General features: G+C 39.5%; 15 protein-coding genes and 1 tRNA gene. 13 read left to right on the forward strand and 3 right to left on the reverse strand.

The annotated features are described in order from the left end of the window. Nucleotides 1-2: 2 nt before the first annotated feature. Both M3O96_RS03190 and bshB1 read left to right on the forward strand, forming a co-directional pair. Nucleotides 3-1,037, forward strand: a complete 1,035-nt coding sequence (locus tag M3O96_RS03190) for a peptidoglycan DD-metalloendopeptidase family protein (RefSeq protein WP_249718703.1) — start codon at nucleotides 3-5, stop codon at nucleotides 1,035-1,037. Between the two features lie 37 nt (nucleotides 1,038-1,074). Then, nucleotides 1,075-1,791: a bacillithiol biosynthesis deacetylase BshB1 gene (gene bshB1 / locus M3O96_RS03195; RefSeq protein ID WP_249718705.1), complete on the forward strand. Its 717-nt coding sequence runs from the start codon at nucleotides 1,075-1,077 to the stop codon at nucleotides 1,789-1,791. Nucleotides 1,792-1,813: 22 nt separating this feature from the next. Here the strand turns inward: bshB1 and pdxH are convergent, their stop codons facing one another. Then, nucleotides 1,814-2,449 (reverse strand): pyridoxamine 5'-phosphate oxidase, encoded by a 636-nt coding sequence (pdxH, locus tag M3O96_RS03200; protein WP_249718706.1) that lies wholly within the window; start codon nucleotides 2,447-2,449, stop codon nucleotides 1,814-1,816. A gap of 89 nt (nucleotides 2,450-2,538) precedes the next feature. On the opposite strand from pdxH, the gene M3O96_RS03205 reads away from it, so the two are divergent. The 7 genes from M3O96_RS03205 to M3O96_RS03235 all read left to right on the forward strand — a co-directional run bounded on the left by M3O96_RS03205 (nucleotide 2,539) and on the right by M3O96_RS03235 (nucleotide 8,378). Beyond that, complete coding sequence (locus M3O96_RS03205) at nucleotides 2,539-3,108, forward strand: YqgE/AlgH family protein (protein WP_249718708.1); 570 nt, start codon at nucleotides 2,539-2,541, stop codon at nucleotides 3,106-3,108. A 54-nt stretch (nucleotides 3,109-3,162) separates the two neighbouring features. Beyond that, nucleotides 3,163-5,016 (forward strand): DUF349 domain-containing protein, encoded by a 1,854-nt coding sequence (locus tag M3O96_RS03210; protein WP_249718710.1) that lies wholly within the window; start codon nucleotides 3,163-3,165, stop codon nucleotides 5,014-5,016. Between the two features lie 183 nt (nucleotides 5,017-5,199). Beyond that, nucleotides 5,200-5,272, forward strand: a tRNA-Thr gene (locus tag M3O96_RS03215). A 51-nt stretch (nucleotides 5,273-5,323) separates the two neighbouring features. Beyond that, nucleotides 5,324-5,620, forward strand: a complete 297-nt coding sequence (locus M3O96_RS03220) for a GIY-YIG nuclease family protein (protein ID WP_249718712.1) — start codon at nucleotides 5,324-5,326, stop codon at nucleotides 5,618-5,620. Between the two features lie 188 nt (nucleotides 5,621-5,808). Further along, a complete protein-coding gene (locus M3O96_RS22100) occupies nucleotides 5,809-7,389 on the forward strand; it encodes a phage tail sheath family protein (protein WP_249718714.1) in 1,581 nt (526 codons plus the stop codon). Nucleotides 7,390-7,428: 39 nt separating this feature from the next. Beyond that, on the forward strand, nucleotides 7,429-7,881 hold the full coding sequence (locus M3O96_RS03230; RefSeq protein WP_249718716.1) for a phage tail protein: 453 nt from the start codon (nucleotides 7,429-7,431) through the stop codon (nucleotides 7,879-7,881). Nucleotides 7,882-7,886: 5 nt separating this feature from the next. Continuing rightward, complete coding sequence (locus M3O96_RS03235; protein WP_249718717.1) at nucleotides 7,887-8,378, forward strand: phage tail protein; 492 nt, start codon at nucleotides 7,887-7,889, stop codon at nucleotides 8,376-8,378. 34 nt (nucleotides 8,379-8,412) lie between these two features. Here the strand turns inward: M3O96_RS03235 and M3O96_RS03240 are convergent, their stop codons facing one another. Both M3O96_RS03240 and M3O96_RS03245 read right to left on the reverse strand, forming a co-directional pair. Beyond that, nucleotides 8,413-9,879 (reverse strand): SLC13 family permease, encoded by a 1,467-nt coding sequence (locus M3O96_RS03240; RefSeq protein WP_249718718.1) that lies wholly within the window; start codon nucleotides 9,877-9,879, stop codon nucleotides 8,413-8,415. 274 nt (nucleotides 9,880-10,153) lie between these two features. Then, on the reverse strand, nucleotides 10,154-11,044 hold the full coding sequence (locus tag M3O96_RS03245; protein WP_249718720.1) for an AraC family transcriptional regulator: 891 nt from the start codon (nucleotides 11,042-11,044) through the stop codon (nucleotides 10,154-10,156). A gap of 97 nt (nucleotides 11,045-11,141) precedes the next feature. Between M3O96_RS03245 and M3O96_RS03250 the strand changes: the two genes are divergently transcribed. Genes M3O96_RS03250 through M3O96_RS03265 form a run of 4 tightly spaced genes read left to right on the forward strand, consistent with a single transcriptional unit; the run spans nucleotide 11,142 to nucleotide 15,087 of the window. After that, nucleotides 11,142-12,074, forward strand: coding sequence for an alpha/beta hydrolase (locus tag M3O96_RS03250; RefSeq protein WP_249718722.1), 933 nt, complete (start codon nucleotides 11,142-11,144; stop codon nucleotides 12,072-12,074). Nucleotides 12,075-12,078: 4 nt separating this feature from the next. Further along, nucleotides 12,079-13,377, forward strand: coding sequence for an MFS transporter (locus M3O96_RS03255; RefSeq protein ID WP_249718724.1), 1,299 nt, complete (start codon nucleotides 12,079-12,081; stop codon nucleotides 13,375-13,377). A 3-nt stretch (nucleotides 13,378-13,380) separates the two neighbouring features. Beyond that, on the forward strand, nucleotides 13,381-14,349 hold the full coding sequence (locus tag M3O96_RS03260; protein ID WP_249718726.1) for a VOC family protein: 969 nt from the start codon (nucleotides 13,381-13,383) through the stop codon (nucleotides 14,347-14,349). An 18-nt stretch (nucleotides 14,350-14,367) separates the two neighbouring features. Continuing rightward, complete coding sequence (locus tag M3O96_RS03265) at nucleotides 14,368-15,087, forward strand: PIG-L deacetylase family protein (protein ID WP_249718728.1); 720 nt, start codon at nucleotides 14,368-14,370, stop codon at nucleotides 15,085-15,087. The last annotated feature ends 1 nt before the right edge of the window (nucleotide 15,088 follow it).

Here is a 15,088-nt window from a genome sequence, read left to right on the forward strand (position 1 = left end):
AAATGAAAATAAAAGGTCTCGGGATATTGATAGTTTTGTTTTTGGGCATGGGATCTATTCAATCCCATGCCCAAAATTTCCCAAAAATTATCAAGAAAAAATCTACCGAGAAACCCAAAACCAATCCATTAGCAAGAGATTTAAGGCTTTTTGACCCTGATAAATACCTTCAGGATATTACCCGATCTACGGATTCATTACTCTTCAAAGATTATGTTGAATTAAAGAAGCGATTGAGCATTATCGCTGAAGATACTATTTCACTGGATTGGGCTCCCACAAATCAATTGATTCAGATTTCCGAGCAGGTATTGATAGACAGTATCTGGGTTACAGCTTTTGAGTACTACTCATCTTGGGACAGTAAAAAAATCAATATTTATGATTTCAACCCCAAGGAATTCAAAGATACGGTTCAGATAAAATTATTTGATCCTTTTTTTGGAACTGATTGGAAAATGCCTTTAGATGAAACCCGAATCACATCCGAATTTGGATTTAGGAGGTACCGTTGGCATCATGGAACTGACCTTAAGCTGAATATCGGAGATCCTGTGTATAGTTCTTTTGATGGAATCGTTAGGATTAAATCTTATGATAGAAATGGTTATGGCTACTATGTCGTAGTCAGACATAAAAATGGACTAGAGACTCTTTATGGGCATTTATCCAAATTCAGGGTTGAAATAGGGCAGGAGGTAAAAGCAGGAGAATTAATAGGTTTGGGAGGGAGTACAGGGAGAAGTTCAGGCCCGCATCTTCATTATGAGATCAGGTATCAAGGCTTGTCCATCAATCCAACCGAGGTTTTTGATTTCAATCTGGGTAGCATCAAAGGGCAATATTATGACATTACCTCATCAAGTTTTGATCATGTGATCAAAACCCAACAGGCTGCATACCACAGGGTTCGAAGTGGCGAGACATTAAGTTCTATTGCCAGAAGATATGGAGTGAGAGTCAGTACACTGACCAGATTGAATGGGATTTCTGCCAATTCAGTCCTGAAGGTTGGGAGAAATTTACGTGTAAAATAGTCTGATACTTCATTTTGAAATTCCTTAAATAATACCTATGAAACTTGATATTCTAGTTGTTGCCGCCCATCCCGATGATGCTGAGTTGGCTTGTTCAGGCACGATTGCAGCGCAAATCGCTAAAGGTTACACGGTGGGAATTCTTGATCTCACCCAAGGTGAAATGGGAACAAGGGGAACACCCGAAATCCGATTGCAGGAATCTGAGGCGGCTTCGAAAATATTAGGGATTGCTACAAGGGAAAACCTTGGTTTCAAAGATATTTTTTTCAAAGATGATGACAGCCATCGTATGGAAATAATAAAGATCATCAGAAAATATCGTCCTGAAATTGTATTGGCAAATGCCGTGTCTGACAGGCATCCAGACCATGGTAAAGGTGCTTCTTTGGTTTCTAATTCCTGTTTTATGGGTGGTTTAAGAAAAATAGAGACTACTTTGGAAGGTACCATTCAAGATCCTTGGAGACCAAAATATGTTTACCATTATATCCAAAACAATTATATCAAACCGGATTTTGTTGTTGATATCACTGAGTTTTGGGATAAAAAAATTGAAAGTATCAAAGCATTCAGATCTCAGTTTTTTGATCCCAACAATAAGGAGCCACAAAGTTTTATATCATCAGCAGAATTTTTGGATTTTATAGAAGCCCGTTCAAGGGAATTTGGACACAGTATTATGGTCAAATATGGTGAGGGATTTACTATTGAAAGAACTTTGGGTGTCACTGATTTATTTGATCTCAAATAAATCAGTGGAATAACCCCAATCCTCAAGGTGCAAGTCTTTCGATTTTCCATACACTATCAGCTGACTTCTGATAGTGAATCCGGTCATGAAGCCTGCTTGACCTACCTTGCCAAAATTCAACTTCTTCGGGGATTAGCCTATATCCACCCCAATGTTCAGGCCTTGTAATCGACTCTTGACTGATTTTTTGGAGTAATTCTGACTCCTTTTCCTCAAGATAGGCCCTGTCTCGAATCACCGTGCTTTGAGGCGAGACCCATGCACCGATCTGACTTGCAAAAGGTCTTGAAAAAAAGTATTCGTCAGATTCTTGTGAAGAAATTTTGGAAACCTTACCCATAAATCTCACTTGCCTTTCCAAAACGGGCCAAAAAAAAGTGATTGCCGCAAAAGGATTTTGCTCAAGTTCATTTCCTTTGGCACTATTGTAATTGGTAAAAAATACCAATCCGGTATCCACGTCCTTCAAAAGTACAATTCGGGAATTGGGCCTTCCATCGGGTCGAACTGTTGATAGATTCATTGCATTCCATTCATCAACCTTGGATTGGTGCGCTTCTTCGACCCATATTTTAAATTGATCAATCGGTGACTCATTTACATCTTTTTCATCTAGGGATTTAAGCGTGTAATCAATACGGATATCTGCCAGTTTCATGTGATTTTAATTTTTCTTCTAAAATTACCATACTTATTGCATTTATAAAATTTAGACATAACTTAAGAAAATTATCAGACACATTTTTTATGAGCCAAAGCTTCAAAAAAACGCCATTAGCAGGTCAGCTATTGATATCTGAACCTTTTTTACAGGATGAAAATTTTGTGAGGTCTGTGATTCTCATATGTGAAAACAATGAAAAAGGATCATTTGGTCTTGTCTTGAATAAATTATCAATTTTGAAGATCAGTGAACTGGTGGAAGATTTGTTTTTTCTTGACCTAGATGTCTATGTTGGTGGTCCTGTTGAGCAGAATACTCTGCATTTTGTTTATTCAGGAGAGCAAGCCATTTCAGGTAGTATTCAGCTTGGTGATGATCTTTGGTGGGGCGGGGATTTTGAAGCCCTTATTTTAAAGCTTAAAAGTGGTGAGCTTAACAATGATAATATACGCTTTTTTATCGGTTATTCAGGTTGGACCGAAGGTCAACTTGATGAGGAATTGGAAGAGAAGACATGGATAGTGTGTGAAAAAATTGAAACTGATCATATTTTCAATGATTCTCCCGTCGAATTATGGCGCAACATTCTTAAAAACATGGGAGGTGAATTCCAACTGTTGGCAAATTATCCAATTGATCCGAGGCTAAATTGATCCAATTTTATTACTTTTGTTCTAGACGTCCTGCAAAAAAGTATCAGTTTTATTATGAGCAATGAAAAAGAAGTGTCTGAAGAAGACAAGGTGACCCAAACCAATGAAGCAATTCAAGAAGTTCAGGGTAGTGTAATTGAAAGTGAAAAAGTTTCAGAACCTGAAGTGGTCGAACATGATCATGAAGAAGAAATATCAGAATCAGTCGATTATTCAAATTTTTCCAAAAAAGAACTTTTAGCTTCTTTAAAGCAACTTTTGGAAACAGGAAAATACCTAAAAATAGACAGTCAGGTAATAGAAATAAAGTCCCATTTCGACGAGATATTTCATAAGGAAAAAGGAGCTGCTTTGGAGGATTTCACCAAAAACGGGGGATCAGCTGATGATTTTGAATATAGGCCTTCAGAAGAAGACAGGTCACTGTTTGCTGCCTTTAATGAATTCAGAGAAAAAAAATCAGAATTCCTGAAAGAGCAGGAAAAAAATAAGGAGAAAAACCTTCTAGCCAAAAATGCAATTCTGGACAAACTCAGGGAACTTGTAGATAGCGAAGAGACCACCCACAGCATCAATACCATAAAGCATATCCAAGAGGAATGGAAAAAAATCGGGCCCGTTCCTGCTTCCCAAAATAGAAACCTTTGGGCATCTTTTAACGCACTGATGGATAGATTTTATGACAATAGAAGCATTTATTTTGAGTTAAAAGAGCTTGATAGAAAGAAAAATCTGGAACAAAAATTAGAAATCTGCGAAAAAGCAGAAGGCTTGGTAGGTATGCCGGATTTGAAGGATGCCATCAAAATTCTAAATGATCTCCATGAGGAATTTAAGCACATGGGTCCTGTCCCAAGAGACGATCAAGAGACGTTATGGAGTCGCTTTAAAATCGCTTCTGATGCTGTTTATTCCAGAAGGAAGGAGTTTTATGATGGTCAAAAAGAAGGACTAAAAGAAAACTTCCTAAAGAAGGATGCCTTGATCAAAAAATTGGAGATTGACTCAGATTATAAAGGCTCAAAAATAAAGGATTGGAACACCAAGACAAAAGAAATTTTGGCTTTGCAAAAAGAATGGGAAGCCATCGGCCCTGTTCCAAGAGAAAACGGAAAAGAGATAAACAAGCAATTTTGGGGATTATTCAAGCACTTCTTCCAAAGCAAAAACCATTTTTTTAAGGAACTTGACGAAATCCGTCAGACCAATAAGAACAAAGCAGAAGAACTGATTGCAAAAGCAGAATCCCTGAAAGAAAACACAGATTGGCAGCAGACTGCTGGTCAAATGATTTCCCTTCAGCAGGATTGGAAGCAAATAGGACCTACACCTGAAAAGGTTAGGGATGACCTTTACCAAAGATTCAAGACTGCCTGTGATGCCTTCTTCGAAAACAGAAGAAATTCCAACAAACAGGTTAATAAAGAATTTGAACAAAACCTGCAAGCCAAGGAAGATCTCATCAAAAAAATCAAAGAGGAAGCCAAAGGAACTGGTCTTTCTGAAAGTGTACTTCAAGAGTATATCGCTAGGTTCAATTCATTGGGGTTTGTTCCAAGGAAAAACATGAAAGAAATCGTCCACAAGTTTAATGAGGCTGTAGATGAATATGTGAAAAACCTTGGTTTTGGCGGAGGAGAGAAAGATGATTTCTTGTTTAGGCTCAACTTGAACAAACTTCAGTCAGATCCAAACAGTAACCGTGTACTCAACAAAAAAGAACACGGGATTAGGAAGCAAATCACTGACTTGGAAAACAATGTGACTTTGTGGAAAAATAATATTGAGTTTTTTGCTTCCTCAAAGACTGCAGATAAGCTCAAAATCCAGTTTGAAGACAAAATCCAAAAGGCTGAGAGTGAAATTGAGAAGTTGAAGAAAAAACTGACTATCCTGAAGGAATTTTAATTCACTCAGAAATAAGGAGATAAGTTTTATCTCCTTATTTTTTTTAAAATCTTTTTGCAGGAATGCATGATACGGCTATATTTGCACCACGATTTCAGACAACGGTCTATTTCGAATTACAAACCTTCTTTATAATCGCCTCCTTATCCCGATAGCTATCGGGATGGTAGAGCAAATGAAAATGCCTCCTTAGCTCAGCTGGTAGAGCAACTGACTTGTAATCAGTAGGTCGCTGGTTCGATCCCGGCAGGGGGCTCAAAAGGCAACAGCAATGTTGCCTTTTTCTTTTTTATCAATTTTTGGTTTTATGGGAAAATTTTGTGTTTACATCCTTTATTCCAAGGTCATTGACCAATATTACATTGGTTACACTGAGAATTTGGAAACTAGACTTGATCAGCACAACCAACATATTTTCCAAGGTGCCTTTACAAAAAAGGCCGAAGATTGGGAGGTTTTTCATATAATTGAATGCCAATCAATAGTACAAGCATTGAAAATTGAAAAACACATCAAAAACAATAGGTCAAGGAAGTATTTAGTGGATTTGGCTAAGTATCCCCAAATTAGTCAAAAGCTCCTTGAAAAATATAGAGAACTGTAAAACTTGTAATCAGAAGGTAGCTGTCCGCGATAGCTATCGGGACGATCCCGGCAGGGGGCTCAAAAGGGTAGTAATAGCTACCCTTTTTTCATTTCGGCCTATTTCAATTTTTTGTAGATAATTGATATATTGAATACTGGTAAAAAATCAGCCAAAAGTTTTTTCAATCCGCCAATTTCAAATCTGTCGTGCCTCAAAATCTTAAAACTCCTGGAATTTACATTGAAGAAAAAAATGCCTTTCCCGGTTCTGTCGTAGAAGTCGCGACTGCAATACCCGCATTTATCGGATATACCGAAAAGGCCTCTCGCAACGGTAAATCTCTTATAAATATCCCCACAAGGATTACCTCCTTTGCGGAATATGTAGAATTATTTGGAGGTGGCTTTAATCCATTATTCAAACTTGAAACACCACAAGACGGAGATCGAAGTAAGGTTAATTTTGGAGATACTGAATTTGCTATAAAATATGCGGAGGACAACCATCTACTTTTTTATAACAGCATTAAACTGTTTTATGCCAATGGGGGAGGGACTTGCTATATAGTATCAGTGGGGACTTATGAGGGAAAAGATTCCCTAAAGATTAATAAGGATCAGCTTTTGGGTCATGGAAAGTATGAAAATGGTAAACCTATTGATGGGGGTTTGCGCTCATTGGAAAAAGAACAAGAACCTACTATGGTAGTTATACCGGAGGCGGTTTTATTGGGGGTGGAATGTTATGAGATTTACAGAGAGGTGTTGGCGCATTGTAATCACATGCAAAACAGAATCGGGATTTTTGACCTCTTTGATGGATATAAAAGCAGAGAGAAAGGATACGATCCGATAGATTTTTTTAGAGATAATATAGGTATAGATTTTTTGAGTTATGCGGCTGCCTATTATCCATGGCTTTATACCACAGTGGTCCAAAAAGGTGAAGTGAGTTTTAAAAACCTTGATCCTGAAATAGATTTGGAATCAATACTTCCTGAGTCAAATGCTCAAAAATTGATATTGGAATTTCCAAAAAATGAAGTTGATTTTAGAATTGCCTTTCAAAAGGAATTTCCCAATATTTCACAAATACCTGAGGTTGCTTTCAATGACTTTGTCAATCAGAAAAAAGACCACTTACACTTGGGCTTGATGGCAACAAGTCCAACGTATGCCTCGATTTTGGAAGAAATAAGGAGTATGATGAATTTATTGCCATCCGCTGCGGCTTTGGTAGGAGTATATACGATGGTGGACAATAACAGAGGAGTTTGGAAATCTCCGGCAAATGTTTCCCTGAATGCCGTGATTAAGCCTGCTGTGGAGATATCCCATGAAGAGCAGGAGAACTTAAATGTACATGTCTCAGGAAAATCAATCAATGCGATCAGGACCTTTCCTGGAGTCGGAACTTTGGTATGGGGTGCAAGGACCCTCGATGGCAACAGCTTAGATTGGCGATATATCAATGTCAGGAGAACCATCATCATGGTCGAGCAATCAATCAAACTTGCACTCAGAGCTTATGTCTTTGAACCTAATGATGCCAATACTTGGATTACGGTCAAGAGTATGATTGTCAGTTTCTTGACAGAAAAGTGGAAGCAAGGCGCATTGGCAGGAGCTTCGCCTGAGGATGCTTTTGATGTGCAGATCGGATTGGGAGTTACCATGACCGGGTTGGATATTCTCGAAGGTAATTTGCTGGTGTCAGTGAAATTAGCCATTGTCAGACCTGCGGAATTCATTGTGGTCACTTTCCAACAACAAATGCAAAAACTCTAAATAAAAAAGGTAACTTAAATAAAATTAATCCCATAAAACATGGCAGGAGAAGCACAAGATAGCGATTGGCCTTTACCCAAGTTTTACTTCAAAGTAGATTTGGGAAGTTCCACAGACGTTCCTTTTCAAGAAGTAAGCGGTCTGGAAGTGACTGCACAACCTAAAGAATACAGACACGGAAATAGCCCGGTATTCTCAACGATTAATATGCCCGGCATCGTCAAAAACAACAATGTGACGATGAAGAAGGGTGTATTTGTGAAGGACAATAAGTTCTTTGATTGGTACAATAAGATCAAAATGAACACTGTCGAACGTCAAAATGTCGTCATTAAATTATGTGACGAAGGAGGAAATCCGACGATGACATGGACATTAGCCAATGCATGGCCTACAAAAATCAGTTCTACTGACATGAAGTCTGATGCCAATGAGGTGGCAGTGGAAACTATCGAGATTTCACATGAGGGTCTTACTATTGCTAACGGTTAATCAGAATGGATACCTCAAGTTTCTTTACGCAAGGGTATGTACCACCAATTGCTTTCTATTTTGAAATAGTTTTTATAGGAAACGGAAACTCCAAGATGGACAGCAGTTTTCAGGAGGTTTCGGGATTGAAAGAGACGATTGAAACGACGGAAAAAAAGGAGGGCGGTGACAATGTCTTTGTCCACCAAATACCCAAATCGATCAATTATCAAGACATAGTCCTCAAAAGATGCCTTTCAAAAAGCGAAGATCTTGAAAAATGGTGTAGAGATACGATAGAGAATTTTGAATTTAAGCCTATGGAAATCAAATTGAGGTTATTATCCTCCAAATCAGAAGCAGTGGAAGGAGCCAATATTCCGATTCAGCTTGCGGCGTGGTCTTTTGAACAGGCATTTCCTATTTCTTGGGGTCTTGCAGCCGTAGGATCTGGAAAAAATGAATTTGCGATAGAGACCTTAACATTGAAGTATAGAAAGTTTATTAAAACCTTTTAGATTATTTTTCAAATTTTCGGATGAGCAAAAAACTCTAGAAAGGATAAACCTTTAACTCAATCCCCCAAATTAACGGCAACAGGTAATAAGTAAACAATGTGATCACAAGGATAGAAACGATATTCATCCACAAGCCAGCTTTGACCATGTCGGGAATCCTGAGGTAACCCGAACCAAATACCACGGCATTTGGCGGTGTCGCTACAGGAAGCATAAAAGCACAACTCGCAGCCATCGTTGCACCAACCATCAATCCAAAAGGATGGACACCCATAGAGTAGGAGACTGCCGCCAAAATTGGAAGGATCATAGATGCAGTAGCTACATTGGAAGTGATCTCAGTCAGGAAATTGACCGCTGCGATGATTACCAATAAAAACAACCCAAAGGCTATAAAATCTAGGAATACAAATTGATTTCCGATCCAGGAAGCTAATCCCGTAGATTTGAATCCTTCAGCCAAAGACAAACCACCACCAAAAAGGAGCAAAATTCCCCAAGGAATGCTTTCTGCAGTTTTCCAATCTAGTAGTTTAGTTTTCGGTTTGGAAGAGGGGAGTACAAACAGTACCAAAACCCCTGCAATGGCAATAATCGTGTCGTCCAAGGCAGGAATTAAATCTTGAAGTAAAAATGTCCTGCTGATCCAGGCGAAACTTACCGAGCCAAATACCCATGCAACCCGCTTTTCTTCAATTGACATCGGGCCCAAAAGGGAGAGTTGACGTTGGATTTCATCTTTACCGCCGGCCATCTGAAAGTTCTTTTCAAAAGGGAAAGCAAATTTGACCAAATAAATCCAACAAAATGCCAAGAGGAGTAACGCTGCAGGTAGGCCATACATCATCCATTGGGAAAAGCTTATTTCATAGCCATACATGTCTTTGATAACACCAGCCAAAATGATGTTGGTAGGCGTGCCAATTAAGGTAGCCATACCACCTATGGATGCACTGTAAGCAATTCCCAACATCAGCGCTTTGCCGAGGTTGTTTGGCAGGACTTCTTTGATGGATGCATTGGGAGTCAACTGTGTCACCACGGCCACACCGATGGGTAACATCATCAGGGAAGTAGCCGTATTGGAGATCCACATGGAAAGGAATGCGGTCGCCACCATAAATCCCAAAATGATCTTTTGGATATCAGTGCCGATAAAAGATATGATACTCAAAGCGATCCGCTTGTGTAGACTCCATTTTTCTATCGCCATCGCAATCATAAACCCACCCATATACAGCAACACCATCGGGTGGGAATAGGATGCGGCTGTCTCAGTAATAGGAAGTATATTCAAAGTCGGTAAAAGCACCAAAGGCAATAAGGCCGTAGCCGCAATCGGAATCGCTTCAGTTATCCACCAAGTCGCAATCCAAGCCGTCACAGCCATCATGGCCAAAGCTTCAGAAGACATTGCTACAGGCTTTACAAAAAATAAAATAAGCAGAAATAAAACCGGTCCAAGAATAATACCGATGCGTGATGTAAGGTCTGGGTTCATGTCACCAATTGAATCCTATAATTACCAAAAAAATCAAGCAATTCAAACCTTAATCATGAGAGTGGTGGATTATGCTCAACGATCTTGTAAATAAAGAGATATCGTATTGTGCTCGATTTTATTTAACATAATGTAAATTATATAACTTTCATTTTTCTAAATTCTTAATCCGAAGTTATATAATCATATTTTGATCACCATATGGCAACAGCCATTACGCTTATCCACCGGGTAGTGTTATTTTTACGGCAGCAATTGCATCTAATATTAGGAGTTACCTCCTACTTCTTCTGTACACCAAAGGTGCTACTCCGGTAATTTTTTTAAATACGCGCGCGAAATGATTTTGATATTCAAACTGTAAGAGATAAGCAATCTCTGAGACAGAATAACTGGTATGGGCCAAATAGATTTGTGCTTTTTGAATAAGCACTTCATGTACAATGGTTAATGTTGACTTGCCACTCACTTTTCTACAAATACGGTTTAAGTGTGCCGGTGTAATGCCGATGTCTTTGGCAAGGGAGGGAATGCCTCTAGTCTGATTTTCGTTCTTTAGCATTTTCTGAAACCGTGCGTAGTAGTCCAGACTTTTATTTTGTTTGGAAAAATTGGCATCATTATTTTTACCAATTCGATAAATAATTAATAATAACCTTTTTAAAACAGCCTCGAGCATTAGTTTCTTTTCCGCATGGTCAGAGAACAACTCGTGACTAGCGGTTCTTATCAAATTCATGACTTCAGCAAAATTTATAGATTTTTCTTCAGGAAATGAAATCAATTGCAGCTTTTCCAATACCATCATTACGGCAGAAGATTGGGGGAAAAGCATTTCAACTACATAGTCCGACAGCGTTAATATCTGGCCATTTACATCCGTGCTATAATGCAATCCATGGAGCGAACTCGGTGGAACAAAAAGAATACACGGTGCTTCCATAGACGTTTCTTGTGATATTCCGATAAACTTCACACTGCCTGATTCAATAAAAAAAAGTTGATACAAGTGAGAGTGAATATGGGGGTCAATCACCCAATCAAATCCCTTGCTTCGCGTTTCAATAGCTTCCAAAAACACATACTCGGCATCGAGCTTATGACTTATATCTCCATAAAGTCCTTCGTAGTGCCTCAGTTTGGGAGATGTTCGAATTGTATCCATATAATTCTAAAATGTAGCCATTTTATAAATGAGAATCATGCTTTTTTATGAAATTATTCGAATAGTTTCCAAGTTGTTCCAGATTTATAAAAAAACTATGATAAAACTAACCAAGCTCTACGTCATATTTGCGCTTTTGCTGTTCGTGAGTCACAGCACTCATTCACAGCAATCAGGCAAGATCAACACTGATCATATAAAAAAAAAATGGCTGGATTTGGAGTATGCAACGATATCACCCGCACAAAAGCTGGACATTTATTTACCTGATGAAAAAGGCAAAGGCCCCTATCCTATCATCATCAGCATACATGGAGGTGCTTTTATGTTTGGTGATAAAGCCGACAGCCAACTCAAACCAATGCTTGAAGGTTTGAAGCATGGCTATGCCGTTGTATCTATCAACTATAGAATGAGCGGAGAAGCATTGTTTCCTAAAAATATTAATGATGTCAAAGCTGCTATTCGTTGGATAAAAGCAAATGCAAACCAGTATAACCTCAATGCGAATAAGGTCGCACTATGGGGAGGTTCTGCCGGTGGAAATTTATCGGCATTGGCAGGTACTTCTGGGGATGTGAAAGAATTAGAAGACATGAGTTTGGGAAACGCCGATCAATCCAGTCGGGTCGAAGCTGTGGTCAATTGGTTTGGTCCTACTGACTTTTTAGCTATGGATGATCAATTAAGAGAAACCGGCAACGGTACACCAGATCATAGCGAGGCGAACTCGCCAGAATCTAAAGTATTGGGGCAAAAAATTACTGAGATACCCGAAAAGGTAAAGGAAGCAAATCCTGAAACTTATATTACCAGCGATGATCCACCATTTTTTATACAACATGGCACAAAAGACCATCTTGTGCCTACTCAACAGTCTATCAATTTTGCAAAAAAGCTTGAAGCAGTTTTAGGCAAAGAAAAAGTCACGCTTGTGTTATTGGAAGGCAGTAAGCATGGTGGTCCTGCATTTGAAACTCCAGAAAATATAAAATTAGTCTTTGTCTTCCTGGATGCCTACTTGAAATAAGGCGATGGCTTCAGGAGAATTTCCATTGAACTACAAATCAAAACTGACTTCAACTCATTATGGAGTAATCTTGATTTGTTTCCTGATGAATATGTGTGACGGCATGAATGTTATGGTAATCTCATATACGGCTAATTCCATTACTTCATCGTGGAATATAAATCCATCCAGTTTTGGTATTGTGTTTAGTGTTGGATTATTAGGTATGGCTTTGGGCGCCATGCTGTTGGCACCAAAGGCTGATGTAATCGGGCGAAAGCCAATGATTCTATTATGCGCCTTGTGGATGGGCTTGGGTTCTTTTGTTACGGCTTACGCACTTTCCTTGGAGCAATTAATTTTCTTGCGATTCTTTACCGGCATTGGGATTGGCAGTATGCTGGCATGCACTTCCACCCTTGCTTCAGAATATGCACCCCAGCGTACAAAAAATTTCTGGGTTAGTTTCGTCATGTCTGGTTATCTTGTTGGTGCGGTACTTTCGGGACTTGTGGCAACCCAACTGATTGCGCACCAAGGATGGCCTTCCATGTATATCTTTTCAGGGATCATTACGCTGTTAACCATTCCTTTAGGATATTTTTTCCTGAGAGAGTCCATCGATTTCCTTTTAAAAAAACAACCCACACAAGCTCTTCAAAAAATTAATTCAATTTTATTAAGCATGAAGTTGAAAAGTATTTCAACGCTGCCCACCTTTGACCAGAATCAGGCCAAGACAAACGTAACGATGCTCTTCAATGCCGATCTAAAGAGTGCCACCATCCTTACTTGGACTGCCTTTCTTATGTGCTTCGCTGCACTGTATTTTCTAACAAGTTGGATACCTAAGTTAGCCTCTATTACTGGGCTATCAAATTCACTTTCCATCTATGCAGGAATCCTTTTTAATCTGGGAGCTTTTGTAGGTATCCTTACACAAGGCTATCTTTCAGCAAAGTTTGGATTGCGAAAAGTGATTTGTTTTTTTTTATTGGCCACTGCCCTACTCATGTTGCTTTTCGGATTTTTTACAGGTACAGCACTTACTTTGATCTTCTTTGGACTTATAGGATTTGGAATTCAAGGTGGCTTCATTGGATTATATTCTGTAGCAGCTCGCGTTTATTCCACCGAGATTCGAAGTACTGGTATAGGTTGGGCAATTGGCTTTGGAAGATTAGGAGCCATCATCGGACCCTTTGTGGGCGGCCTTTTAATCAACATTGGCTGGTCCGTAGACTTAAACTTCATCGCTTTTGCTTTGCCATTAGTTGTTGCCGGTGTTGTTACTCTTTTTATAAAATCATCTGAACTAAGTTGAAAAATGAAGAAAGAAATCATTTGGGATATCGCTCATTTGGCGCATGTGGAATTGCTAACGCCTAAACTCGATGAAAGTGTCCGCTTCTTTACCGAAATTATGGGCATGTCGGTAAGCGATGCTAAAGGAGATTCTGTTTATCTTCGGTCATACGATGATTACGAACATCATTCCCTGAAGCTAACAGCATACAAATATGCCGGCATGCGCCACTTTGCCTGGCGCGCCAGAAGCGAGCAAGCTTTGCAACGAAGGGTTGATGCTATTCAAACCACTAAATTGGGAATAGGTTGGCACGATGGCGACATCGGGCATGGTCGTACTTTTAGTTTCCATACCCCCGATGGACATCTGGCCGAAATATATTTCGACACGGAGAAGTATAAAGCATCAACCAAGAATATGTCAGCGCTAAAAAATACTGCGAGCAAATTCCCCGGCAAGGGCATAAATGTAAGGCGCATTGATCACTTAAATTTATTTGCTAAAGATGTACGTGCGTTCCGTGATTTCCATTTGCAAAACCTAGGTGGTATGCTTACAGAAACCATTGTGGATAACACCACCGATATGAACCCAAAAGCTGTTTGGTTTGCCGTTAATTCCAAGTCATACGACTTGGCTGTTACCGAAGACCACACAAACTTGAACGGTCGGTTTCATCATCTTACTTTTGCCACTAACAGTCGCGAAGAAATTTTGATTGCTGCTGATATATTTTTGGAAAACGGAATCACCATAGAAACTGGTCCACACAAGCATGCCATTCAGCAAACATTCTTTTTATATGTTTACGAACCGGGCGGCAACCGAATTGAAGTAGCAAATTCAACAGCACGACTTGTTCTTGATCCGGATTATGAAACAATTATCTGGACAATAGAGGAACGTAAAAAGGGTCAGGCTTGGGGTTTAGCTACAGTACCTAGTTTTCACACCCGAGGTACACCGATGCCAGAAGATTTGATGTAATTATTAAATTTAAATAATATGAATAAAAGACTTTTGATAGTGGGCGCACATTCAGGTGATTTTGTTTGGCGTGCTGCCGGAACGATTGCTAAAACAATTGAAGAGGGAGGGACCACATTAGTAATCGCAATGTCATATGGAGAGCGCGGAGAATCAGGTGAACTATGGAAAGAAGATCCGAATCGCACTGAAGAGAGCGTTAAAATCATTCGACACGAGCAAGCTTCCAAGGCTGCGGCAATACTGGGTGCACCGATTCAATTTTTAGATTGGGGTGATTACCCGATGCTCCTCACGGATGATCGTATAAAGCAACTGACAACAATCATCGGTGATTTTGAACCCAACGTAATTCTAACCCATTCCGAAAAAGATCCCTTCAATCCCGATCATCCGGTGGCATTTCAGGCTGTGCAGCGCGCACGACTTCTTTCATCGGGAGCAGGAGTACCAAGTGCATTCAAAAATATTGATCCGCCAGCATGGTATTCCTTTGAACCACATCAACCCGAATTGTCAGGCTTTGTACCGGATACATTTGTAGACATCAGCTCTGTGATGGACAAAAAAAATGAGGCCATGAGTTGCATGGGCGCACAGAACTACCTGAAAGATTATTATGCTGAATTAGCCTCACGTAGGGCAAATCATGCAAGAAGAATTTCGGGCAAAAAAGACATCAAGTTTGCTGAAGCATATCAAAGTCAGGTGCCTCGGATTGTATCCAGTATTTTCTAAC

This window comes from Aquiflexum sp. TKW24L (assembly GCF_023502205.1).
Classification (GTDB): domain Bacteria; phylum Bacteroidota; class Bacteroidia; order Cytophagales; family Cyclobacteriaceae; genus Cognataquiflexum.